This window comes from Curtobacterium sp. MCSS17_011, from assembly GCF_003224275.1.
Taxonomy (GTDB): Bacteria; Actinomycetota; Actinomycetes; order Actinomycetales; family Microbacteriaceae; genus Curtobacterium.
The window spans coordinates 1-21,739 of the sequence record NZ_QKLE01000019.1; the positions used below are offsets into that span (position 1 = coordinate 1).

At 72.1% G+C, this 21,739-nt stretch carries 26 protein-coding genes; 13 read left to right on the plus strand and 13 right to left on the minus strand.

Translation table 11 applies throughout. The features are described from left to right. Window positions 1–332, minus strand: a 332-nt coding sequence (locus DEJ17_RS12575) for a hypothetical protein (protein ID WP_146239714.1), incomplete at its 3' end; no start/stop codon positions are given. A 137-nt stretch (window positions 333–469) separates the two neighbouring features. Next, window positions 470–1,303, minus strand: a complete 834-nt coding sequence (locus tag DEJ17_RS12580) for an SDR family oxidoreductase (RefSeq protein ID WP_110894351.1) — start codon at window positions 1,301–1,303, stop codon at window positions 470–472. A gap of 189 nt (window positions 1,304–1,492) precedes the next feature. Between DEJ17_RS12580 and DEJ17_RS12585 the strand changes: the two genes are divergently transcribed. After that, on the plus strand, window positions 1,493–1,807 hold the full coding sequence (locus tag DEJ17_RS12585; protein ID WP_110894353.1) for a hypothetical protein: 315 nt from the start codon (window positions 1,493–1,495) through the stop codon (window positions 1,805–1,807). A 35-nt stretch (window positions 1,808–1,842) separates the two neighbouring features. Here DEJ17_RS12585 and DEJ17_RS12590 read toward each other — a convergent pair whose 3' ends face one another. Further along, window positions 1,843–2,172 (minus strand): hypothetical protein, encoded by a 330-nt coding sequence (locus DEJ17_RS12590; protein ID WP_110862172.1) that lies wholly within the window; start codon window positions 2,170–2,172, stop codon window positions 1,843–1,845. Between the two features lie 105 nt (window positions 2,173–2,277). Here DEJ17_RS12590 and DEJ17_RS12595 point away from each other — a divergent pair, with 105 nt between their 5' ends. The 3 genes from DEJ17_RS12595 to DEJ17_RS12605 all read left to right on the plus strand — a co-directional run bounded on the left by DEJ17_RS12595 (window position 2,278) and on the right by DEJ17_RS12605 (window position 4,630). Next, window positions 2,278–3,234 (plus strand): AraC family transcriptional regulator, encoded by a 957-nt coding sequence (locus DEJ17_RS12595; RefSeq protein WP_110894355.1) that lies wholly within the window; start codon window positions 2,278–2,280, stop codon window positions 3,232–3,234. Between the two features lie 119 nt (window positions 3,235–3,353). Next, entirely contained in the window at window positions 3,354–3,971 is a 618-nt protein-coding gene (locus tag DEJ17_RS12600) for a DapH/DapD/GlmU-related protein (RefSeq protein ID WP_110894357.1), read from the plus strand. Between the two features lie 242 nt (window positions 3,972–4,213). Next, a complete protein-coding gene (locus DEJ17_RS12605; protein WP_110894359.1) occupies window positions 4,214–4,630 on the plus strand; it encodes a VOC family protein in 417 nt (138 codons plus the stop codon). On the opposite strand, the gene DEJ17_RS12610 is transcribed toward DEJ17_RS12605, so the two are convergent. The 3 genes from DEJ17_RS12610 to DEJ17_RS12620 form a co-directional block, all read right to left on the minus strand. Next, window positions 4,611–5,558 carry an isoprenylcysteine carboxylmethyltransferase family protein gene (locus DEJ17_RS12610; protein ID WP_110894361.1) on the minus strand — a complete coding sequence of 316 codons (948 nt, stop codon included), beginning with the start codon at window positions 5,556–5,558 and terminating at the stop codon, window positions 4,611–4,613. The two genes, DEJ17_RS12605 and DEJ17_RS12610, sit on opposite strands and share 20 nt — an antisense overlap. Window positions 5,559–5,621: 63 nt before the next feature. After that, window positions 5,622–5,768, minus strand: a complete 147-nt coding sequence (locus DEJ17_RS17825) for a hypothetical protein (protein WP_181420139.1) — start codon at window positions 5,766–5,768, stop codon at window positions 5,622–5,624. A 95-nt stretch (window positions 5,769–5,863) separates the two neighbouring features. After that, window positions 5,864–7,084, minus strand: coding sequence for an alcohol dehydrogenase catalytic domain-containing protein (locus tag DEJ17_RS12620; RefSeq protein WP_110894363.1), 1,221 nt, complete (start codon window positions 7,082–7,084; stop codon window positions 5,864–5,866). A gap of 123 nt (window positions 7,085–7,207) precedes the next feature. Here DEJ17_RS12620 and DEJ17_RS12625 point away from each other — a divergent pair, with 123 nt between their 5' ends. Both DEJ17_RS12625 and DEJ17_RS12630 read left to right on the plus strand, forming a co-directional pair. Continuing rightward, complete coding sequence (locus tag DEJ17_RS12625; protein ID WP_110894365.1) at window positions 7,208–7,546, plus strand: DUF3140 domain-containing protein; 339 nt, start codon at window positions 7,208–7,210, stop codon at window positions 7,544–7,546. Between the two features lie 23 nt (window positions 7,547–7,569). Next, window positions 7,570–7,785 (plus strand): hypothetical protein, encoded by a 216-nt coding sequence (locus tag DEJ17_RS12630; protein ID WP_139179681.1) that lies wholly within the window; start codon window positions 7,570–7,572, stop codon window positions 7,783–7,785. Between the two features lie 55 nt (window positions 7,786–7,840). Here the strand turns inward: DEJ17_RS12630 and DEJ17_RS12635 are convergent, their stop codons facing one another. Together DEJ17_RS12635 and DEJ17_RS12640 are read right to left on the minus strand one after the other, a co-directional pair. Next, the gene (locus tag DEJ17_RS12635) at window positions 7,841–8,698 is read right to left on the minus strand and encodes a family 16 glycosylhydrolase (RefSeq protein WP_110894367.1); all 858 of its coding nucleotides are present in this window, start codon (window positions 8,696–8,698) and stop codon (window positions 7,841–7,843) included. A gap of 125 nt (window positions 8,699–8,823) precedes the next feature. Next, the gene (locus DEJ17_RS12640; RefSeq protein ID WP_110894369.1) at window positions 8,824–9,084 is read right to left on the minus strand and encodes a hypothetical protein; all 261 of its coding nucleotides are present in this window, start codon (window positions 9,082–9,084) and stop codon (window positions 8,824–8,826) included. 75 nt (window positions 9,085–9,159) lie between these two features. On the opposite strand from DEJ17_RS12640, the gene DEJ17_RS12645 reads away from it, so the two are divergent. Next, entirely contained in the window at window positions 9,160–10,119 is a 960-nt protein-coding gene (locus DEJ17_RS12645; RefSeq protein ID WP_181421166.1) for an SDR family oxidoreductase, read from the plus strand. Window positions 10,120–10,337: 218 nt separating this feature from the next. Here the strand turns inward: DEJ17_RS12645 and DEJ17_RS12650 are convergent, their stop codons facing one another. Continuing rightward, window positions 10,338–11,564 (minus strand): cobalamin-independent methionine synthase II family protein, encoded by a 1,227-nt coding sequence (locus DEJ17_RS12650; RefSeq protein WP_110894373.1) that lies wholly within the window; start codon window positions 11,562–11,564, stop codon window positions 10,338–10,340. Window positions 11,565–11,715: 151 nt separating this feature from the next. Here DEJ17_RS12650 and DEJ17_RS12655 point away from each other — a divergent pair, with 151 nt between their 5' ends. Together DEJ17_RS12655 and DEJ17_RS12660 are read left to right on the plus strand one after the other, a co-directional pair. Further along, a complete protein-coding gene (locus DEJ17_RS12655; protein WP_110894375.1) occupies window positions 11,716–12,552 on the plus strand; it encodes a DUF1684 domain-containing protein in 837 nt (278 codons plus the stop codon). A 68-nt stretch (window positions 12,553–12,620) separates the two neighbouring features. Further along, window positions 12,621–13,643: a transporter gene (locus tag DEJ17_RS12660; protein WP_110894377.1), complete on the plus strand. Its 1,023-nt coding sequence runs from the start codon at window positions 12,621–12,623 to the stop codon at window positions 13,641–13,643. 69 nt (window positions 13,644–13,712) lie between these two features. Here the strand turns inward: DEJ17_RS12660 and DEJ17_RS12665 are convergent, their stop codons facing one another. Further along, on the minus strand, window positions 13,713–14,273 hold the full coding sequence (locus DEJ17_RS12665) for a histidine phosphatase family protein (protein ID WP_110894379.1): 561 nt from the start codon (window positions 14,271–14,273) through the stop codon (window positions 13,713–13,715). Window positions 14,274–14,400: 127 nt separating this feature from the next. Here DEJ17_RS12665 and DEJ17_RS12670 point away from each other — a divergent pair, with 127 nt between their 5' ends. The 3 genes from DEJ17_RS12670 to DEJ17_RS12680 are packed head-to-tail and all read left to right on the plus strand — an operon-like array spanning window position 14,401 to window position 18,223. Further along, complete coding sequence (locus DEJ17_RS12670; protein WP_110894381.1) at window positions 14,401–15,687, plus strand: LLM class flavin-dependent oxidoreductase; 1,287 nt, start codon at window positions 14,401–14,403, stop codon at window positions 15,685–15,687. After that, window positions 15,684–17,084, plus strand: a complete 1,401-nt coding sequence (locus DEJ17_RS12675) for an NtaA/DmoA family FMN-dependent monooxygenase (protein ID WP_110894383.1) — start codon at window positions 15,684–15,686, stop codon at window positions 17,082–17,084. The genes DEJ17_RS12670 and DEJ17_RS12675 overlap by 4 nt, the downstream gene beginning before the upstream one ends. After that, entirely contained in the window at window positions 17,081–18,223 is a 1,143-nt protein-coding gene (locus DEJ17_RS12680) for an LLM class flavin-dependent oxidoreductase (protein WP_110894385.1), read from the plus strand. The genes DEJ17_RS12675 and DEJ17_RS12680 overlap by 4 nt, the downstream gene beginning before the upstream one ends. A gap of 140 nt (window positions 18,224–18,363) precedes the next feature. On the opposite strand, the gene DEJ17_RS12685 is transcribed toward DEJ17_RS12680, so the two are convergent. Genes DEJ17_RS12685 through DEJ17_RS12695 form a run of 3 tightly spaced genes read right to left on the minus strand, consistent with a single transcriptional unit; the run spans window position 18,364 to window position 21,317 of the window. Beyond that, a complete protein-coding gene (locus DEJ17_RS12685; protein WP_110894387.1) occupies window positions 18,364–19,380 on the minus strand; it encodes a transporter substrate-binding domain-containing protein in 1,017 nt (338 codons plus the stop codon). A 51-nt stretch (window positions 19,381–19,431) separates the two neighbouring features. Next, window positions 19,432–20,205, minus strand: coding sequence for an amino acid ABC transporter ATP-binding protein (locus DEJ17_RS12690; RefSeq protein WP_181421167.1), 774 nt, complete (start codon window positions 20,203–20,205; stop codon window positions 19,432–19,434). Further along, window positions 20,205–21,317 carry an amino acid ABC transporter permease gene (locus DEJ17_RS12695; protein WP_110894391.1) on the minus strand — a complete coding sequence of 371 codons (1,113 nt, stop codon included), beginning with the start codon at window positions 21,315–21,317 and terminating at the stop codon, window positions 20,205–20,207. Before DEJ17_RS12695 ends, DEJ17_RS12690 begins: the two co-directional genes overlap by 1 nt. Window positions 21,318–21,471: 154 nt before the next feature. On the opposite strand from DEJ17_RS12695, the gene DEJ17_RS12700 reads away from it, so the two are divergent. Further along, entirely contained in the window at window positions 21,472–21,723 is a 252-nt protein-coding gene (locus tag DEJ17_RS12700) for a DUF4287 domain-containing protein (RefSeq protein WP_110894393.1), read from the plus strand. The last annotated feature ends 16 nt before the right edge of the window (window positions 21,724–21,739 follow it).

Here is a 21,739-nt window from a genome sequence, read left to right on the forward strand (position 1 = left end):
GGATCGGCGGTGGTCGCCCAGATGGTGACCTCGTCGTCGTTGGAGTCGTTGCTGTCCGCGGGGACGATCGCGGCGCCGAGGTACCAGCCGCCGTCACCCTTCTGGATGTTCGCGAACTCGGTGGTGTCGTGCGACCCGACCGCCTTGTCGATCATGTCGACGGCGGCACTGGCGGCCACGTCGCACTGGGCCGACTGGGACTTCTCCTCGGAGCCGGGGACCTTGCCGACGGGGTTGATGTTCTGCGCTCCGCCGGGGTCGCAGGCGGTGAGCAGCAGGGCTACGGTGGCGGCGCCGAACAGCGCCGTGACGGTCTTCGCTCGCGTGGACATGGCCCTGAACGTAGGCCGATCGCGGTGGACGGCGATTCAGCCAGGAGCGTCCCCCGACGACGGACGGGAGGCCCGGCGCACGTCGTGCCCCGGGCCTCCCGTCCGTCACCTGGTCGCGTCGCCGGAACCGCGTGCCGCTACAGGATCGGGGTGCCGCCGGTGACGGCGACCCGCGCGCCGGAGACGTAGCTTCCGTCGTCACTGGCGAGCAGCACGTAGACGGGTGCGAGTTCGGCCGGCTGGCCGGGACGGCCGAGCGGCGACTGCTTGCCGAACTGCTCGACCTCCTCCGGCGGCATCGTCGACGGGATCAGCGGCGTCCAGATCGGCCCGGGGGCGACGCTGTTCACGCGGATCCCGCGGTCCCCGAGCAGCTGCGCGAGCGCTGCCGACAGGTTCGCGACGCCGGCCTTCGTGACGTCGTAGGGGGCGAGGTTCGGCTTCGGGTTGTCGGAGTTCACCGAGCTCGACCCGATGATCGACGACCCCGGGCCCAGGTGCGGCAGTGCAGCCTTGACGAGGTGGAAGTAGGCGCTGAGGTTCGTTGCGAGGGTGTGGTCCCACTCCTCGTCGCTGATCTCCTCGATCGTCTCGTGGGTCATCTGGTAGGCGGCGTTGTTCACGAGGACGTCGAGCCCGCCGAGCTCCGAGACCGCCTGGTCGATGACCGATCGGCAGTACGCGGGATCGCTCACGTCGCCCGGGAACAGCACGGCCTTCCGACCGGCCTGCTCGATCCAGCGCTTCGTGTCCTGCGCGTCGTCCTCTTCTTGCGGCAGGTAGCTGATCAGGACGTCCGCACCCTCGCGGGCGAACGCGATCGCGACGGCCTTCCCGATCCCGCTGTCCCCGCCGGTGATGACGGCACGCTTGCCGGTGAGCTTGCCGGAGCCTCGGTACGACTCCTCGCCGTGGTCGGCCTTCGGCGTGAGTTCCTGGTCGCTCCCCGGGGGCTGCTGCTGCTCGGTCATGTCTCTCCCTGTGGTCGGTTTCCGTGGACGTCCCCGATCGTCTGCGACCCCCACTGGGCACCGGCTCAGGCTCCGGGCGTACCCCATCCGCAAACCGAAGATGTGTGCCGCGCGCGACGACGGCCTACCGTCGAGTCAGATCAGGGAACCGTCACCGCGACGGATGCTCCTCTTCACCAGGGAGCAAGTGTGAAGTACGTGAACTACGCGGGCACGGTCCGTGTCCTGACGAGCGACACGATCGCCGACGCGGTGATCCGGTACGCGGCCGCACTGCACCAGAGCCGGCTGAGCGACGTCGTGTCGATCCCGACCGCGGACGACTTCGGGGTGGCGAGCACCGTCGAGGTGCTGCTGGCCCCGGCGATCCCGGTCGCCGTGGAGCCGGCGCCGGACGACGTCCTCGAACCCGAGGGCGAGGCCTTCCTGCTCGAACTCGGCCGGCGCACCGAGGCCGTGCTCGCCGTCGACACCAACGCGTCGCCGCCGGACTTCGGGCGCTGAGCCGGCGCTGCGCAGGCGCTCCGCAGGGACGCTCCCTACGCCACCGGCCCCTCGGTCAGGTCCGACCGGGTGTCCGCGTGGATCACCTCGTCGTGGTCGAACGTCAGCGCGGCGGCGCGCAGCCGTGCCACGAACACGGTGTCCTCACCTTCGAGTTCGTCCTCCTCGGCGTCCTCGACGACGAGCTGGCTCGACGGACCGATGAGCACCTTGGTCGTCGTCATGGTGCCGTCGGCGGCCACGGCGGGGATCGCCACGGTGTCCGCACGGCTGCCCCCGGCCAGAGCGGCGGCGTACTCGATCACGGCGTCGGCCACGTCGTCGCTCGTCAGGATCGTCGAGCGGTCGTACTGGATGTACTTCATGTTCGACCTCCTGCTGCACAGCCAACAGCGCGCTCGCTGGTCGCCGTACAGGAACGCGGCGCGTCGCGCGTTGCGCAGACGCCGACTTGTCGGGAGGATCATCACGTGCCCGAGACGATGCACCGCATGCTGCGGGAGATCCAGACCGCCGAGCCGTCGATCGCGGCCGAGGCGATGGCTCGGACGCACATCACCCACGGGCTGTCGGTCGAACCGACGGACACCGAGTTCGTGTTCGAGGAGCGCGTGCGCGGGACGGCGCTGCTGTCGCTCGAGTCGACACGCTGCACCGGGGTCCTGAGCGGCGCGATCGAGCCGGGCAGCGCGGTGATGATCTTCTGGATGAAGTCCGGCGTCGCCCAGCTCGACGAGAACCCCGTGAAGATCGGCCGCCCGACGCTCTTCCGCCAGGGGCCCCAGCGCTTCCGCTGGATCGCCTGCAACAAGGACGTCCTGCGCATCGACCGCTCGATCGTCGAACAGGTCGCGGCCGAGCGCGGCGACTGGGCCCCCGGTCCCATCGAGTTCCGTCCGCGGCACGTGCCCGAGGGCGCGCCGCTCGCTGCCTGGTGGCTCATGGTGCGGTCCGTCGCACAAGAGGTGCTGGCCGGGCCCGACGCCGTGCCGATCGAACGTGAGCGGGAGCTCGCCCGTTTCGCCGCCGGTGGTCTCCTCACCGCGATCCCGCACTGGCCCGTCGGGCAGCACGAGCCGGCCATGGCCGCCACCGCGCGGTTCGCCCGTGCCGAGACCTTCCTGCTCGAGCACGCCACCGAGCCGATCACCGTCGACGACGTCGCCGAGGCCGCCGGCCTGAGCGTGCGCGGCGTGCAGGCTGCGTTCCAGCGACACCACGGCATCACCCCGACCATGTACCTGCGCCGCATCCGGCTGCTGCTCGCCCGTGAACAGCTCGAGTCGGGCGACGGGCGGAGCATCGCCGAGATCGCCCGGGCCACCGGGTTCGCCCACCTCGGCCGGTTCGCGGGGAGCTACCGCGAGGAGTTCGGCGAGCTGCCCCGGCAGACGGCGTCCACGGCGCGCGACGGGGCACGCGCGTAGGCGAGCAGCCGCGTGGCCCCGCAAGAATCCCGCAACCGGCGGTCGTCCTGCCGATCGCAGTCGATCGTCGTCCTACGTTTGCGCTGCACGGACACGCAGCCACGACGACTGGAGACCCCATGGCCGGCTCAGCAGCACCACCCGTCCCGACCTCGGCGCCCGTCCCGTCGGCACCTGCCCCGTCCACGTTCGGCCGCCGGCTCGTCGAGGACGCCTCGTACGCCCGGGAGCACGTGCTGTTCACCGCCCTGCTCGGGTCGGCGCTGCTGCCCCGGATCCTCCGTCGGCTGCTGCTCCGTGCGGCCGGGGCACGCGCCGAGTCCAGTGTGGGCGCCGGGTTCTCGTTGACGGGCGACCCGAAGCACCTGACCATCGGCCGGGGCGTCTTCTTCAACCGGAACGTGACCGTCGAGGCGGTGGCACCCGTGACCATCGGTGCGAACACCGCGATCGGGATGCAGGTGCTCATCATGACGAGCCACCACGACATCGACGCCCAGGGCCGGTGGAGCGGCGTCGCGACGGGTCGTCCGGTGGTCGTCGAGGAGCACGTCTGGGTCGGCGGCCGCGCCACGATCCTGCCGGGTGCCCACATCGAGCACGATGTCGTGGTCGCCGCCGGCGCCGTGGTCGTCGGCCGCCTGGCGGCGCACGGCGTGTACGCCGGCGTCCCCGCCAAGCGGATCCGTGAGCTGGCTCCGACAGCGCGGCCGCCGGTGGTGGACCCCACCGTATGACGGACGGGAGGCCCGTGGCGGTGCCGCCACGCGCCTCCCGTCCGGCGTTGGTGCTGCTTCGAACACGCCGGCGTGTTGCTGCGACGCCGTGCCGTCGTCGAGACGCCGCCGAATGTGGAGGCGTCTCGACGACCTGGCGGCGCCGAAGGAAGACGACGGCGTCTCCTTCCGCGGGGACGCGCGCTCTGCCACGATGATCACGACGCGGGCGACGGCGCCCGCGCAGGACGAGGGAGACCGTCATGACCGTTCGCCTCAACCCCTACGTCGGGTTCCGGAGCGGCGCCCGCGAAGCGCTCGAGTTCTACCACTCGGTCTTCGGCGGCACGCTCACGATCGGCACGTTCGGCGAGGCCGGCATGAGCCAGGACCCCGCCGACGCCGACAAGGTGATGCACGGGCAGCTCGACGGCGACCAGGGCCTGCTGCTGATGGCCTCGGACGCGCCCTCCGGCATGCCGACGCCGGTGGAGAGCAGCATCTCGCTCTCGCTCAGCGGTGACGACCACGAGCTGCTGACGGGGTGGTGGAACGGCCTCGCCCAGGGCGCGACGATCGTCGAACCGCTCACCACGGCACCCTGGGGCGACACCTTCGGCATGCTCACCGACCGCCACGGGGTGTCGTGGCTGGTGAACATCAGCGGCGCGACGAGCTGAGCGGCACCGAACCCACCCGCGCCGGCACCGGCCACCGCGGCACCCAGCACCGGACCTGCTCGGCGTACCGGCGGAAGTCGTCGCCGAACCGTTCCGCCAGGTCGGATTCCTCGAGCGGGCGGACGATGCAGTTCCAGACGACGGAGCCGGCGATAGCGTAGACGACGACCAGCCACGACGACAGCAGCAGGCCGACCGCGACGCCCTGGGTGATGCCGGCCAGTGCCATCGGGTTCCGCACCGACCGGTACGGCCCGGCGACCACCAGGCGGTTCGCGGTGGCCGAGGGCAGCGGCGTGCCCTCGCCCTTCGTCGACATCGCCGCTGCCGACGCGATGCCGAGCGCACTCGCCAGCAGGAGCACGACCACACCGACGACGGTGAGGGCGGTGACGGAGGGTGTCGGCAGGCGCAGGTGCAGGCCCCAGCGGTGCTCGGCGAACGCGATGAGCAGGGGGAACACCCCGAGGAACAGGCCCCAGAAGACGACGATCTGCAGCACGGTCGCGGTGACGTGCCGGGAGCGCGGGGCCGCGGCGTCAGCGGTCCGGATCCGCAGCGGACCGCTCGTCACCCACTCCGTCGGGACCCGTCCGAGCAGGACGAGGGCGAGGGCGAGGGTCGATCCGATCGTGGCGGCGAGCATGACCAGCACGCCCCAGCCGGCATCGCCGATCGCGGTGGCCCAGACGCTCAGGGCAACGAGCACCAGCGCGGTCCACGCCGTCGTGACCACCGCGGCGGTCCGGACTCCCGCGGCGGCGAGGGCCGAGGCGACGACGAACAGCGGGACGTCGAACACGGCGACCAGCACCGGGTCGAGCGAGCCGAGCGTCGCCGTGCGGATCCACGGCAGCGTCGCGACGGCGATCCACCAGGCCGCTCCGCCGACGGCTTGCAGCGCGTAGTACCGCCGGCCCCAGGACATGGGTGCACGGTAGCAGTGCGCGGCGAGGGTCCGGGCGGCGGGTGCCCTCGCTCCGCTGGTGGGTCAGTCGGTGTGGTTGATCTGGCCGAGCCAGCGGCCGAAGGACGGGGTGCGCTCGTCGTGCAGGCTGGGCAGGACGGGCTTCGGCAGGCAGGCGCGCTCGTCGGTGACGGTTCCGGCGCCGGTGCTCTTGTGGAGGTCGAGGCTCATGGTGGGCTCCTTCGTGGTCGGTGCAGAGTTCGACACCGGGCGGGGACGTTCCATTCCCACCCGGTGTCGTCGCGGTCCGGTGCAGCGCGTTCCGGTCAGGAGGTGCCGAGCTCGACCTTGATCCAGCCGGGTTCGCGCCGGTCGAACGCCTCGTAGGCACCGATCGCGTCGGTGATCGGCTCGTGCTCGGTGATCAGGGCCGTCGGGTCGAACTGTCCGGCGGCCACCATGTCGATCAGCGGCGGGGTGACGGAGTGGTGGTCGCAGTTCCCCATCCGCACGGTCAGGTTCTTGAGCATCGCCTCGCCGATCGGGTAGTGCTCGGCCGTGGGTCCGTACACCCCGATGATCCCGATGCGGCCGTACTTCGCCACGCTCGACACCGCCCAGCGAGCCACCTGCGAGGGGCCGTCACCGGGCTTCCACTGCTGCTGCTCACCGACGCCGTCGGGTGCGGCATCGGGCGCGACCGCGGCGACCTCGGCGTCGAACGCCTCCGCCTGGTCCTGGTCGACCGCCGCCGGGCCGCGCTTCGGGCGCTCGGCGTCCACGCCGACTGCGTCGATCACGCAGTCCGCGCCGATGCCGTCGGTCAGCGACATGATCGTCTCGACCGGGTCTTCGGCGTTGTAGTCGACGACCTCGCAGTGCTGGGCGAGCGCGGCGGCGAGCCGGGTCTCCTCGCCGTCGACGACGATGACGCGGGCCGCGCCCTGCTTGTACGCCGAGGCTGCCGCGAACTGTCCGACGATCCCGGCGCCGAACACCACCACGACGTCACCGCGCGTGACGCCCGCGAGCTCCGCGCCGAACCACCCCGTGGGGAAGATGTCGGACAGCAGGATCGCCTGCTCGTCGGAGACGGTGTCCGGGAGCGGGTGCATGGTGTTGCGGGCCCACGGGACGCGGACGTACTCCGCCTGCATGCCGTCGACCGGTCCGGTCGAGGCGGGGCCGCCGAAGAACGCGGTGCCCGCCTGCGGTCCGTTGCTGTTCGAGCGGTCGCACTGGGCGGTCCTGCCCATCCGGCAGTACCGGCAGGCACCGCAGGACACGGTGGAGTTGATCACGACGCGGTCGCCGGGGCTGAAGCCGCGCACCGCGTCCCCGACCTCGGTGACGACGCCGACGGCTTCGTGGCCGAGGATCGTGCCCTCGACCATCGGTGCCATGGTGCCGCGGACGAAGTGCAGATCGGTGCCGCAGATCGCACTGCGGGTGATCCGGACGATCGCGTCCTCCGGGTCCTGGATCGTCGGGTTCGGGACCTCGTCGAGCCGGATGTCGCCGATGCCGTGCCACACGACTGCGCGCATGTGATGCCTCTTCCTGTTCGGGTGCGGGGTTCGCAGGATCAGGAAACGCGTGAGGGGCTGGGCACGGTCGGAGCCGCATCCGTCCTGCGCAGTCGTCCAGCACCGCCGGGTTGGCTCGACCGCATGAGCGAGCACGACGACGAGCAGACCCGGGCCGACTTCGACGACGCGGTGAACATGACCGCCACCGAGCTGCGGAAGTGGCTCGACACCGACGAGTCGAAGTCCGTCGGGCAGAAGCCGTCCGGCGGGGGCGAATCGACCGGGCACGAGAGCGGTCGGCACATCATCCGGATACTCGAGAAGCACCGGGCCGACCGCACCGACGACGACCTGGCGCACATGCGGAAGGTCGTCGGCTACGTCGCCCGGCACTCGGAGCAGCGGCCCGAGGGCGACGTGCACGACACCCCCTGGCGGTACTCGCTCATGAACTGGGGCCACGACCCGGAGAAGCACTGACGGCATCGGGCAGAATGGGTGGCGTGAACGAGACGGGCATGCCGCGCTTCCGACGTATCTGGTCGACCGTGCAGGTCGGTGTCCTCGCGATTGCCGTCGTGTTCTGCGTCGTGATGCTCGTGATCGGGCAGGGCAAGCTCGACCGGGTCTACGCGGTCGCCGCGGTGTTCTTCGGACTCGCCCTGGTCGGGCACAGCACCTACCTGTGGCTCGTCGCCCGCGCGAACCGCCGTCCCTGACGCGGACGAGCGCAGCCTGACGGGGACGAGCCCGGTCACGGCGTGGGCGACCCGGCTAGGCGTTCTGGTGGACCCGCAGCCAGTCGACGGTCATCTGCTGCGGGAACCGCGACGAGGCGTCGGGCGAACCCGGCCAGTTCCCGCCGACCGCGACGTTGAGGATCACGAAGAACGGCTTGTCGAACACCCACGGGGCGGAGCCGACGTCGGCCCGGGTGACCGTCCGGTACGCGACACCGTCGACCGTCCAGGTGATGGAGCCGGGGCGCCAGTCGACCCCGTACACGTGGAAGTCGTCGGCGAACGCTGCTCCGGACGGAGCCGTGTACGCCGCCGAGATGCCCTGTGCTCCTGAGTACCCGGGCCCGTGCACCGTGCCGTGCACGATCCCCGGCTCGTACCCGACGTTCTCCATGACGTCGATCTCCCCGCACGCCGGCCAGCCGACCTGCCCGATGTCGGCACCGAGCATCCAGAACGCCGGCCAGACGCCCTGGCCACGGGGGATGCGGATCCGCGCCTCGATGCGGCCGTAGTGCGCGGTGTAGGTGCTCTCGGACTTCAGCCGGGCCGAGGAGTACGACCCGTCGGCCTCGCGGTGTGCGGTGATCACGAGGTTGCCGGCACCGTCGAGCGCCGCGTTCCGCCGCGAGTCCGTGTAGGTCTGCAACTCGGCGTTGCCCCAGCCGCCGGCGCCCAGGTCGTACCGCCAGATCCCGGGGTTCGGCGCGCTGCCGACCGGGCCGTCGAACTCGTCGGCGGCGAGCAGCACGGGGGCAGCGGCCGGCGCCGTGGTCCCGGTCGCCGCCTGTGCCGAGCCGTCCGGGCCGATCGCCGTCGCGCCGAGCGCGGTGGTCGCGGCTCCGGCGAGTCCGAGCGTCATGAAGCGCCGTCGATCGATGTGCTGGTCCATGTCGTGCTCCCTGCAGCGCGATGGTGGTGTGGTCGTCGGATCATGCACCACCCGGGAGCGCCTGACCAGGGCCGCACCGTGGTTGATCCGCCCCGCGCACACCGCAGCCGGCGCTGACGCACCCGTCAGCCGAAGCGCATCGCCAGCGGCACGAGCAGTCCCGCGACCCAGACGAGCACCATCACGAGGGCCCCGACCGCGATGAACCGTCGGCGACGCCGCAGCTTCGGGCTCCGCTCCTCGCCCCACATCTGCGCCCGGACCAGCACCCGGTTCGCCTGCTCGACGACCTTCCGCACCTCGGGGTCGTCGACGTCGAGGACACCGGCACGGGCGTGCTCGGCGATGACCGCGGCTTCGTCGACGGTCAGGTCGTCCTTGCGCATGCTCCATCTTCGCACCGCATGGAGGGGTACGACCCGGCTGTGCGGGAACGGACCACGGCCGGGTACCAAGGACGCATGGGACATCGGTACCGCGGGAAGATCGTCGTCATCACCGGAGCATCGAGCGGCATCGGGAGGGCCGCCGCACACGAGTTCGCCCGGCAGGGCGCGACACTCGTGCTCGCCGCACGCGGGCACGACTCGCTGGAGGCCGCAGCCGCCGAGTGCCGGAAGCTCGGCGCCGAGGCGATCGCGATCCCGACGGACGTCGCCGACGAGCACCAGGTCAAGGACCTCATCGGCACGGTGACGACCCGCTTCGGTCGCATTGACGTCTTCGTCGGCAACGCGGCCCTGTTCGTCTACGGCCTGTTCGAGCAGACCCCCACCGAGGCGTTCAAGCGCGTCGTCGACACGAACCTGTACGGGCACCTCAACGCCATCACGCACCTGCTGCCGCACTGGAAGCAGCGCGGGACGGGCACCTACGTGCTCGTCGGCTCGATCCAGTCGCTGCTCTCGGCGCCCTACCAGTCGGCGTACGTGACGAGCAAGCACGCGGCGCTCGGCCTGGTCGACGTGCTCGGCGACGAGTTCGCGGGCACCGGCATCCGGTTCACCGCGCTGCTGCCGTCCACGATCGACACCCCGATCTACCAGAACGGTGCCAACTACACCGGCAAGACCTCGCACCCACTGCCGCCCACCGTCTCCGTCGAGCGGGCCGGCCGTGCCGTGGTGCAGGCCGCCACGCACCCGAAGCGCTACCGCTTCGTCGGACGGATCCAGGCCTCGCTCGTGCCGCTGCAGTACGTGTTCCCGGGCCTGTTCCACAAGATCACGAAGCCGATGGTGGAGACGTTCGCGCTCCGTGGCAAGGGCGCCCCGACCGACGGCAACCTCTACGCTCCGGCCGACGCCGCGAACGCGACGAACGGCGGCTGGGTCGCGAAGCGACGGCGCGTCACGCGCCCCGTGCTGTGGGCCGGAGCGCTCGTCGCGGTCGCGGCCGTCGCCCTCGGCCGACGCCGCTGACCGCCTGGAGGCGCGGGGCGGGCCCGCACCGCGCCTCCCGTCCGTCCGTGCGTTCCGGAACCACGCGTACCTCCCCGAGCCGGGTCTACCTGCACGAAACGGGCGTACCTGGCCAAACCGGGCGTACCTGGCGGAAACGGGCGTACCTGCCGTGTTGTTCGTGGCAGGTACGCCCGGTCTCGCCAGGTATCGCAGCCGTTCTGGGAAGGAACGGGCGGCTAGAACAGCTTCGCGCTCGCGCGCCGCGCACCCTCACCGAGGGACTCGAGCTTCGCCGCGGCGATCTGCGGGTGCACCCGACCGCCGAGGCCGCAGTCGGTGCCGGCGATGACGCGCTCACGCCCGACCACCGAGGCGAACCGCTCGATGCGCTGTGCGACGAGGTCGGGATGCTCGACGACGTTCGTGGCGTGGCCGACGACTCCGGGGACGATGACCTTGCCCTCCGGCAGGGTGACGTCCTGCCAGACGGTCCACTCGTGCTCGTGGCGGGCGTTCGCGGCCTCGAAGGAGTACGCGCCCGCGTCGATCTCGAGCATCAGGTCGACGATGTGGCGGAGCTCGATGTCGGTGGTGTGCGGGCCGTGCCAGGAGCCCCAGCACAGGTGGAAGCGCACGCGGCTGGTGTCGAGGCCCCTGAGCGCGTGGTTGAGCGCCTCGACGCGGATGCGGGTGAAGGCGCGGTAGTCCTCGATGCTCGGCTCGGGGTTGATCTGGTCCCAGTTCTCGGCGATCGAGGGGTCGTCGATCTGCAGCACGAGGCCGGCGTCGAGGATCGTCGTGTACTCCTCGCGCAGGGCGTCGGCCCACGCCCAGATGTGCTCTTCCTCGGTCGCGTAGTACTCGTTCGCGATGCGGGCGGCGGAACCGGGGGAGAGCGCCGTGATGAAGCCGTTGTCGGCGCCGGCTGCCTCGACCGCGTGCTTGAGGTTGGCGGCGTCGGTGGCTGCGGCCTCGTGGCCGGTGTAGGTGATCGGGCCGGTCGTGGTCGGGAACGCGGTGGCGTTCTTGCCGGTGCCGATGCCCGACTCGGGGTCGGTGTAGGCGTCGTGGAAGATCGTCCAGTCGCGGCGGTCCGGGAAGCTCGTGAGCCGGATGTTCCCCGGCGTGGAGCGGACCGGCTGCTGCGAGAAGACGTTCTCGTCGGTCAGGCTCAGGCCGCTGACGCGCTGGAACGAGTAGCCCCACCAGGCGCCGTAGTCGACGCTGTTCGACATCGCCTTGCCGAACTCGCCGTCGCCGGGCTGGGTGATGCCGAGCGCGGTCTGCCGGGCCACGACGTCGTCCACGGCCGCGCTCGTCAGGGATCGGACCTCGTCGGTGGTCTCGAGCGTGAAGCCGTCGGCGCCCACGGGCCGTGCGGCGTTCGCGGCGATGAGCTCCGGGGTGCGGGGGAGCGATCCGGCCGTGGTGGCCTGGATGCGGTCGGTGTTCTCGAAGGGCATGCGCTGCCTTCCTCTCGATGGAACTGGACTGTCGGGAGTCGGGAGCCGCGCGCGAGGCTTCGCGGTGCGCTGCGGTGCCACTCTGCCACGAGGGGACGGGCCCGTTACGTTCCGCGTCGCGCCGCCGGGCCACGCGTCGTACGGTCGACCCATGAGCACGACGACCCCGGCGAACGCGACGACCCCGACCACCACGACCCCGACCTTCGCCGGAGCGTGGACCGCCTGGCACGACGACCACGAGCAGGCCCGGGCGAGCGAGCACGGGTTCCTCGCGATCACGAGCATCCGCTGGCTCACCGCCACACCGGAGCGTTTCGACGACGCCCCCGGCAGCTGGTCGACGGACGAGGACGGCCCGGTGGTCGCACTGGCCCACGGCGAGACCATCGAGGTCGACGGGCAGCCGGTCACCGGGACGCACCGGTTCGGCCCGCTGCCGGAGCGCTCGAGCACCAACGTGGTGTGGCACGACGGCGACGAGACCGTGGTGATCGAGGTCGCCCGGCGCGGCGGCAGTGACCTGCTGCGCCCGCGGCACCCGTCGAACCCGACCCGCGTCGGCTACCGCGGCACCCCGGCGTACGCCCCCGCTGAGCACTTCGTCGTGGACGCGCACTTCGAGCCGTTCGACACCCCGCGCGAGGTCACGGTCGGCAGCGTCGTCGACGGCCTGCTGCACGTCTACGAAGCCCCAGGCGTCCTGACGTTCGACCTCGACGGGCCACGGTCGCTCCTGGCGTTCAACGGGCACGCCGGTGGCCTGCACGTGCTCTTCACCGACCACACGAGCGGGGTCACGACGTACGCCGCGAACCGGAGTCTCGACATCGCCGCACCGGATGCCGAGGGTGCCACCCGCATCGACTTCAACCGGTCCACGAACCTGCCGTGCGCCTACACCCCGCACGCGACCTGCCCGCTGCCGCCCGCCGAGAACCGGCTCGACGTGGCGATCGAGGCGGGCGAGCAACTGCCCGCAGCCTGACCGCGGAGCACGCACGGCCCCCGGGCGCGCACCGACGCAGCCGACCCGTCCGGAAGAATGGGGGAGCCATGCCACGACCCACCTCCCGCATCCCGCTCAACACCCTCGCCGTCCCGTTCGGCCTCGCCGGCTTCGCCGAGACATGGTCGTACGCCGCCCCCGTGCTGCACCTGCCCGCCGTGGTGCCGCAGGTGTTCTGGGCGATCGCCGCCGTCGCGTGGGCGTGGCTGCTCGGGGCGCACGCCGTCCGGGGCGCACGCGTCGGGGAACGACTCGTCGACCAGCTCCGGCACCCGGCGCAGGGGCCGATCGCCGCGCTCGTGCCCGCGACCGCGATGCTGCTCGGCGTCGACCTGTCGCGGTTCGCCCCCGTCGCCGGGCAGGTCGTCGTGCTCGCCGCCGTGGCCACCGCGGCCGGGTTCGCCGCCTGGCTGCTGAGCACCTGGTTCGAGGGCCGGCTCGCCCTGGAGTCCGTGCACGGCGGCTACCTGCTGCCGACCGTCGCCGCGGCCCTGGTCGCCTCGGTCGCCACGCACGAGGTCGGCGTCGGTTGGCTCTCCTGGCCCGCCCTCGGCGTCGGTGTGTTCTTCTGGGGCGTCATGACCGGCCTGCTGCTCATCCGGCTGGCGTTCCGACCGGCGCTGCCGGGGCCGCTCGTGCCGACGATGGCGATCCTGGTCGCGCCGCCGGCGGTCGCCACCCTGTCGGTGTTCGCCCTCACCGACGGAGCGGTCACCCTGCCCGTGCAGGCCATCGCGGGGCTCGGCGTCCTGATGGTCCTCGTGCAGCTGGCCCTGCTGCCGCGGTACGTCCGCCTGGCGTTCTCGCTCGGGTTCTGGTCGTTCGTGTTCCCGGCCGCCGCGGTCGCCACCGCTTCGGTGGAGTGGTTCCGGGCACTCGGGCTGCCGTCCGCCTGGATCCCCACCGCCGTGTTGTTGGCGCTGCTGAGCGTGCTCGTCGCGGTCGTCGGTGCCCGTTCGATCGGCCTCGCCGTGCACCACCTGCTCGGACAGGCCGAGCGGACCCTGCACGACGCCGACGACGAGGACGCCGCCCCCGGCCCCGTGACGGGCGCGACGCGCGTGGTCTGACGATCGGGGCGGTCGGGCCGCGCAGGCGACGGACGGGAGGCCCGTGGCGGCCCCGCCCCGCGCCTCCCGTCAGGCCGCGGGGACGCGTCTCCAGCCGCTGGTCGCCCGCCAGGCGGGCGCGTCGAAGCGGAAGACGCTGCCCATGCCGGGCTGGTCGAGGGCGCGCGTGATCGGGACGCCGCGCAGGTGGGCCAGGAGCAGCGCGCCGACCGCACCGTGCGAAACGATCGTGACGTCGCCGGTGGCGCAGTGCCGGCGGACGGCCGCGACGATGCGCTCCTGGGCGTCGATCGCCCGCTCCCAGCCGCGGACCGACTGCTCGGGCTCGGCGAAGAACGCGTCGACGACGGCCTCGAACTCGGACGGCGGCAGGTAGCCGGTCGCGCTCCGGTCGATCTCGCCCAGCAGGGGGTCGTGCTCGACCGACAGCCCGACGGCGCTGGCGAGCAGGTCGGCGGTCTCGGCGGCCTTGCGCTCGGTGCTCGAGACGATCCGCCGGGAGCCCGGTGTCCATGCGAGCCGGTGTGCGGCGGCGGCCCGGACGCGGCCAACAGGCGACAGCCCCCACGACTCGATCGGGACCGCGGGGTCGACGACCACTTCAGCGTGGGTCAGGAACGACGAGACCATCGGGTGATCCTCGCACCGGGCGATGCCGCCGTGCGGCCCGCCCCGCCGCGCGTCACACGGCGACACCGTCGGTCACGTTCCGCAACACCGCTTCGCAGCCCGGCCGAACCGTCCTAGCGTCGCCGCCATGACCGTGTCCGACCGCATCACCCTCGTCACCGCGCTGCAGGGAGCCGGCTGGCATCCCGCCGCCTGGCGAGCCGCCGGCCCGGCAGCGCAGCGCCTCACGAGCCTCCGGCACTGGCGGGACGTCGTCGTCGAGCAGGACCGGCTCGGAGTCGACGCCGTCACCCTCGAGGACTCGTTCACCGCCGGCCCCACCGACCCCGACGGCGACCTCGACACGTCGACCGTCGTCGGCCGCCTGGACGCCCTCCTGGTCGCGAACGCGGTCGCCCCCGCGACCCGCGCGATCGGTCTGGTGCCGACCGTCTCGGTCACGCACACCGAACCGTTCCACGTCGCCACGGGCCTCCAGACCCTCGACCACGTCTCGCTGGGGCGGGCCGGATGGCGGATCCAGGTGAGCCCGACGACTCGCGAAGCAGCGCTCTTCGGCCGCCGCCCCGGCGGCGACGACGTGGCCGCCCTGTTCGCCGAGGCGCGCGAGGCCGCCGAGGTCGTGTCGCGCCTCTGGGACAGCTGGGACGACGACGCGGTCATCCGCGACGTCACGACCGGCCGCTTCATCGACCGTGACCGCTTCCACAACGCGGCGTTCTCCGGTTCGTTCGTCTCGGTGCACGGCGCGTCGATCGTGCCGCGGTCGCCGCAGGGGCGGCCGCCGGTCTTCGCGCTGGCACACCGCGCCGACGCGGCCGCGTTCGCCGTGGACGCCGCGGACGTCGTGCTGGTCACGCCCGGCTTCGACGGTCTGGGCCCACGCCAGCCGGTACCCGACCGTCGCGAAGCGGCGGGCGGGCCGAGCTGGTGGGGAGAGGCGCGGGGTGCGCTGGCACTCGTCCGTGACGCCGAGCAGGCGGCCGGGTCCGACTTCCGTCGTCCCGTCCTCGCGGATCTCGCGGTGCTCATCGGGTCGTCGCCGGCAGCCGCCGCCGACGAACTCGCCGCGTTGGACGCGGCCGCCGGAACCCCGTACACCGTCGGCTCCGGATCGGACACGTCCGTCCTCGCGACGACCGTGTCGGAACTCGTGTCGCGGATCGGGGACCTGCGAGCCCTCGGGTTCGCCGGGGTCCGGCTCCGCCCGCTGCGCATCCCGATCGACTCGACCGCGATCGCGCGGCAGCTCGTCCCGGCGCTCGTCACAGCGGGGCTCCGCGCCGACGTGGCGTCCCGTCCCACCGCCGACCTGCGCACGCGGCTCGGCATCGCGCCGGCGGTCAGCCGGTACGCGCGTCGGTCCTCCACCGGTGCCGGTGTCGGTTCCGTCTCCTCGGGGGTCTCAGCATGAGCGCCAAGCGTCAGGTCCACCTCGCCGCCCACTTCCCGGGCGTCAACAACACCACGCTCTGGAGCGACGACCGCGCCGAGAGCCAGATCGCGTTCTCGTCGTTCGAGCACTTCGCCAGGAACGCCGAGCGGGGGTTCTTCGACTTCCTGTTCCTCGCCGAGGGGCTGCGGTTGCGCGAGCAGAAGGGACGCATCCACGACCTCGACGTCGTCGGGCGCCCGAACACGCTCGCGATCCTCGCGGCGCTGGCCGGCGTCACCGACCACATCGGACTCGTCGGCACCCTGCAGACCACCTTCAACGAGCCCCTCGAACTCGCGAAGCAACTCGCCACGCTCGACCACCTGACCAACGGCCGCGCCGGCTGGAACGTCGTGACGAGCTCGGACGCGTTCCACGGTGCGAACTTCCGCCGTGGCGGGTTCCTCGACCACGCCGACCGGTACACGCGGGCGGCGGAGTTCGTGGAGCTGTCCCGCGAACTCTGGGACTCGTGGGAGTCGGACGCGATCGTGGCGAACGGGTCGGGCGCCGCCGGGTCGGGTGCCGCCGGGGAGCTGGACGCCGGCGTCTTCGCCGACCGCTCCCGCATCCAGGACGTCGACCACCACGGCCCGCAGTTCGACGTGACCGGCACGTTCCCGGTGCCGCGCAGCCCCCAGCGCCACCCCGTGATCGTGCAGGCCGGCGACTCCGACGAGGGCCGCGACCTCGCCGCCGGGCACGCCGAGGTGGTCTTCTCGCTGCACACCGAGTTCGACGACGCGCGGAGCTTCTACGGCGACGTCACCGAGCGGCTGGAGCGAGTGGGGCGGTCGAAGGACGAGCTGCTGATCCTGCCCGGCGCGACCTTCGTGCTCGGCGACACGGCCGACGAGGCCGAGGAACGTTCCCGGGCGATCCGCCGCGCCCAGGTCAGCCCGGCGACCGCGATCGCGTTCCTCGAGCAGGTGTGGAACCGCGACCTGTCGTCGTACGACGTCGACGGACCGTTGCCCTCGGTCGAACCGGACCTCGAGAGCGCGGCCATCACCCGTGGCCGTGTCCGCCACGCCCATGACGTGCCGGCGCTCGTGCAGTCGTGGCGCGACCTGGCGGCGGCCGAGCACCTGTCGATCCGCGACCTGGTCATCCGGGTGTCGACCCGCGGCGGGTTCGTCGGGACGCCCGCGCACATCGCCGCCGAGATCGACCGGTACGTGCAGGAGCGCGCCACCGACGGGTTCGTGGTGGTGCCGCACACCAACCCGTACGGACTGGACGAGTTCGTCGACCGGGTCGTCCCGCTGCTGCAGGAGCGCGGCGTCTACCGGCAGTCGTACGACGAGGGCGCGACGCTCCGGCAGACGCTCGACCTGCCCGGACGGGTCCTCGACCGGCAGCGGGTGCTGGCATGAGCCCGGTCCCGCTCTCCGTCCTCGACCTCGTGCCGGTGAGCAGCGGGTCGACCCCGGCCCAGGCCCTGGCGAACACGGTCGACCTGGCTGTCGCCGCGGAACGTGCCGGGTACGCGCGCTACTGGCTCGCCGAGCACCACCTGAACCCCGGGGTCGCCGGCAGCGCACCGACCGTCGTCATCGGTGCGGTCGCCGCAGCCACCTCGACCATCCGGGTCGGCAGCGCCGCGACCCTGGTCGTCAACACCCGCGGGCTGCAGGTCGCCGAGACCTTCGGCACGCTCGCCGCGCTGTACGGTGCCCGGATCGACCTCGGGCTCGGCCGGTCCGGCGCCCCGGCTCCCGGCACCCCGAAGCCGCCGTCGCTCGCCCCGCGGACCGACCAGATCGTCGACGGCCTGCTCGTCCCCGCGCCGTTCGAGTTCCGCATCGCGCCGGGCAGCCGGTTCGCCCTGCAGGGGGAGCTGCTCGGCCGGGTGCCGGGCGACGTCGACCGGTTCGCGGGCGAACTCGACCTGATCCGCGGCCTGTTCGCGGGCACGTGGTCGCGGGACGGTGCGGTGATCGAGGCCCCGCCGTCCGCGGGCGCCGCCGTCGAGCTGTGGATCCACGGCTCCACCGGCGGCGAGAGTGCCCGGATCGCCGGCGCGCTCGGCCTGCCCTACGGCGCGAACTACCACACGTCGCCCGGCACGGTCCTGGCGTCGGTGCAGGCCTACCGCGACGCGTTCCGCCCGGGTGTGCTCGACGCCCCGCACGTCATCGTGTCGGCCGACGTGCTCGTGGCGCCGACCGCGGCCGAGGCGGACCAGCTCGGGCTCGGGTACGCCCAGTGGGTGCACTCGATCCGCTCCGGCGTCGGGGCGATCGAGTACCCCACCCCGGACCAGGCTCGAGCGGCGCGGCTGCCGGACGAGGCCGCCGCGTCGGTGGCGGACCGGCTCGCGACAAGGTTCGTCGGCGACCCGGCACACGTCGCGGAACGGCTCGAGACGCTCCGGCGGGTCACGGGCGCGGACGAGTTGCTCGTCACGACGATCGCGCACGACCACGACGCCCGGGTGCGCTCCTACGAGCTGCTCGCTGCGGAGTGGGCTGCGCGTGTCGTCGAGGGGGAGTCCGCTCTGGCTGCGGGGTAGGTCGCTGCGTGTGCATGCTCCGACATCCCACCTGTCGTTCGACGGGTGGGATGTCGTTCGTTGCGCACACATCGAGTGCGCCCCGCACGCACGACCCCCCCCCCGCGACCACGACGGTCACGGGGGTGTCGCGGCACACCTCAGCTGTTGTCGAGCGGCAGACCCTCGGGGTTCACCTCGGAGGTCTTCACGGCCTCGTTCGACAGGTTGTAGGCCGCGAGCCACTTCGCGTAGGTGCCGTCCTCGATGAGCTCGTTGATCGCGGCCGCGACGGGCGTCGCGATGCCGCTGTCCCGCTTCGTCGTCGCTGCGATGAGCCCCTGCAGTGACGAGCCGGCGCCGGAGTACGTGCCCGCGGTCTTCGTCGGCTTCGCGGTGCTCTTGCTCTGCGTGTTCTGGTAGGCGATCGTCGGGTTCGGACCGAAGTAGGAGTCGATCTTGCCCGAGTCGAGCGCGAGCCTGACCGCGTTGCCGTCCGGGTAGTACTTGATCGTGAAGTCCTTGCCCTTGGACCGGAGCTCCTTCTGCCACTCGAGCAGGATGTTCTCCTGGTTCGTGCCGGAACTGACGGACAGGGTCTTCCCGGCGAGCACGGACGGGTCGCCGTCGAAGCGCAGCGAGCTCGAGGCCAGCACCTGGAAGGCCAGGTTGTCCTGCCGGTACGAGGCGAAGTCGTACTTCTCCTTGCGCTGCTCGGTGACCGTGACGTTCGAGAAGCCGGCGTCGTACTTGCCGCTGTCGATGCCGACGAACAGGTTGTCCCACGTGGCGTTCTGCACGTCCGCGCGCAGCCCGAGCTTCGCGGCGACGAGCCGTCCGAGGTCGGGCTCCGAGCCGGTGATCGTCTTCTGGTCGTCGCCGGTGAAGGCGAGCGGCGGGAACCCGGCGGGCAGGGCACCCACGCCGATCGTCAACGTGCCGGACTTCCGGACGGCGGCGGGGAGCGCGTCGTGCAGTTTCGTGTCCTCGGTGACCTCGAGGGTCGTTTTCTTCGCCGCACCGTTCGAGGCGGCGCCGATGGTGACGGAGCCGTCGGGTGCGCCGCTCGTGTCGGCGGAAGCGCCCGCGGAGCACCCGGCGAGGGCGACGACGACGCCGGCTGCGAGGACGAGGAAGCCGGCGCGGTTGCGCCAGCGGGCGGGGGTGATCGTGGACATGGTTCTCCTTGGGGTGCGTGTGGGGGTGCGGTGGGGATCGGGCGGCGGTGGTCAGCGGACGCGGGACAGGAAGTCGCGCGTGCGGGTGTGCTGCGGGTGGTCGAGCACCTGGGCCGGCGGCCCCTGCTCGACGACCCGCCCGTGGTCGAGGAACACGACGTGGTCGGCGACCTCGCGGGCGAAGGCGATCTCGTGCGTGACGATGACGAGCGTGGTGCCCGTGTCCGCCAACCCCCGGATGACCCCGAGCACCTCGCCGACGAGCTCCGGGTCGAGCGCCGAGGTCGGTTCGTCGAGCAGGACGACCGACGGCTCGAGCGCCAGTGCCCGCGCGATGGCCACGCGCTGCTGCTGCCCGCCGGAGAGCAGCCGTGGCCGGGTCTCACCACGGTCACCGAGTCCGACGCGCTCGAGCAGGGCCGCCGCACGGGCACGCGCCTCGGCACGGGGCACCCCGGCGGCGATCGGCCCCTCGGCCACGTTCTCGAGTGCGGTCAGGTGCGGGAACAGGTTGAAGTGCTGGAACACGAAGCCGATCCGGCCGCGCTGTCGCAGGATCAGGCGTTCGGGCAGTTCCTTGTAGCGCGGAACCCCGTCGCGCCCGGTCCGGAGCCGGACGCCGATCGTCTCGCCGCCGACCGTGACGACGCCGCGGTCGAGCGGTTCGAGGTGGTTGATCGCGCGCAGCAGCGTGGACTTGCCGGAACCCGACGGCCCGAGCACCACGGTGACGCTCCCGGACGGCAACGACAGGTCGACGCCGTCGACGACGACCGTGTCACCGAATGCCTTGACGGCTCCGTGGATGCTGATCGCTGCGCTCATCAGATGGTCCTGTCGTCGATGGTGGAACCGGGGCCGGATGCGACCACGCGCGCTGCGGAGGGGGCCTGCCGGGCGCGATCCGGGCCTTCAGGCCGTCCCGACCCACGTCCGGAACCGCGACGCACGGCGGCCCGCACACGCTGGAACGGCGTGGGCGGCAACGCCCGGACCGAGCCTCGGGCGGTCCACCGCTCGACGTAGTACTGCACGATCGAGACCGCGCTGGTGAGCACGAGGTACCAGATCGTGGCGACGACGAGCAGCGGGATGATGTCCGTCGGGTAGGTGCTCGACAGGTTCTGCACCACGCCGAACAGGTCGAGCAGCGAGACGTAGAACAGCAGCGACGACGCCTTCAGCAGTCCGACGACCTGGTTGACGAACGCCGGCACGATCGACCGCAGCGCCTGCGGCATGACGACCCGCAGGAACTGTCGGCGGCGGGGGAGTCCGAGTGCCTGCGCGGCCTCGAGCTGCCCGTGGTCGACGGCGAGGACCCCGGCGCGGACGATCTCGGACGCGTAGGCGATCTCGCTGAGGCTCAGCCCGATCACGCCGATCGCCAGGTCGCCGAGGACGTTGGCGGTCGGCACCTGGAACTGCGGCCCGAAGGGGATCCCGATGCCGATCGTCGGGTAGAGCGAACCGAGGTTGTACAGGAAGACGAGCACCAGGATGAGCGGCACCGACCGGAACAGCCAGACGTAGCCCCACGCCGACCCGGACAGCACCGGGTTCCGCGACAGCCGTGCGATCGCGACGAGGATCCCGCCGGCGAAGCTGATGACGGCGCTCAGCGCGGTGGCGGTGAGCGTGAGTTGCAGGCCGGTCAGGACGGCGGGACTGAACAGCCATTTGCCGACGGCGGGCCAGCCCCACTGCTCGTTCGTGAACAGCGTCTCGCCGAAGTTCAGCAGCACGACGAGCACGAGCGCGGCGGCGATCCACCGCACCGGGTGCCGCAGCGGCACGACGGGTCGGTCGAGTGCGGCGCGGCCGGCCGCGTCGATGGTCGCGGACGTCGGCCTGGAGGCGCGTCCCGCCTCGGGCGGTCGACCCCCGTCGTCGACGCTGGTCGCGTCCCACTGCGGGGCCCTGGTGGTGTCGGTCATGTCGCGACCGTAGGAGGCCTGGGCGGCGCCGACAACGGGTCGCGCAACACCCCGCCACGCGGCGCAACACCCCGCCATCCGGCGCAATGCAGCGTCACAGAACCGTGTCCCCGGTCACGTTCCGTGACGACCGGCGGAGCGCTACCGTTGCGCCATGACAGCGCATCGTGTGACCGCCCCGGCGCCTCCGGCGAACGGCACGAAGGTGAAGGGTCCGGCGTCGTACTTCCCGAGCATCGAGACGACGTACGGCCGTCCGGTGCAGGAGTGGCTCGACCTGGTCGCCGACCGGCTCGACGACCACCAGCACATGGAGGTCGTCGGGTGGCTCAAGTCCGAGCACGGCCTCGGGCACGGGCACGCGAACGCCCTGGTCGCCTACGCGAAGCACGCGCTGGCCTCCTGAGCCGTCGCGTGTGCCG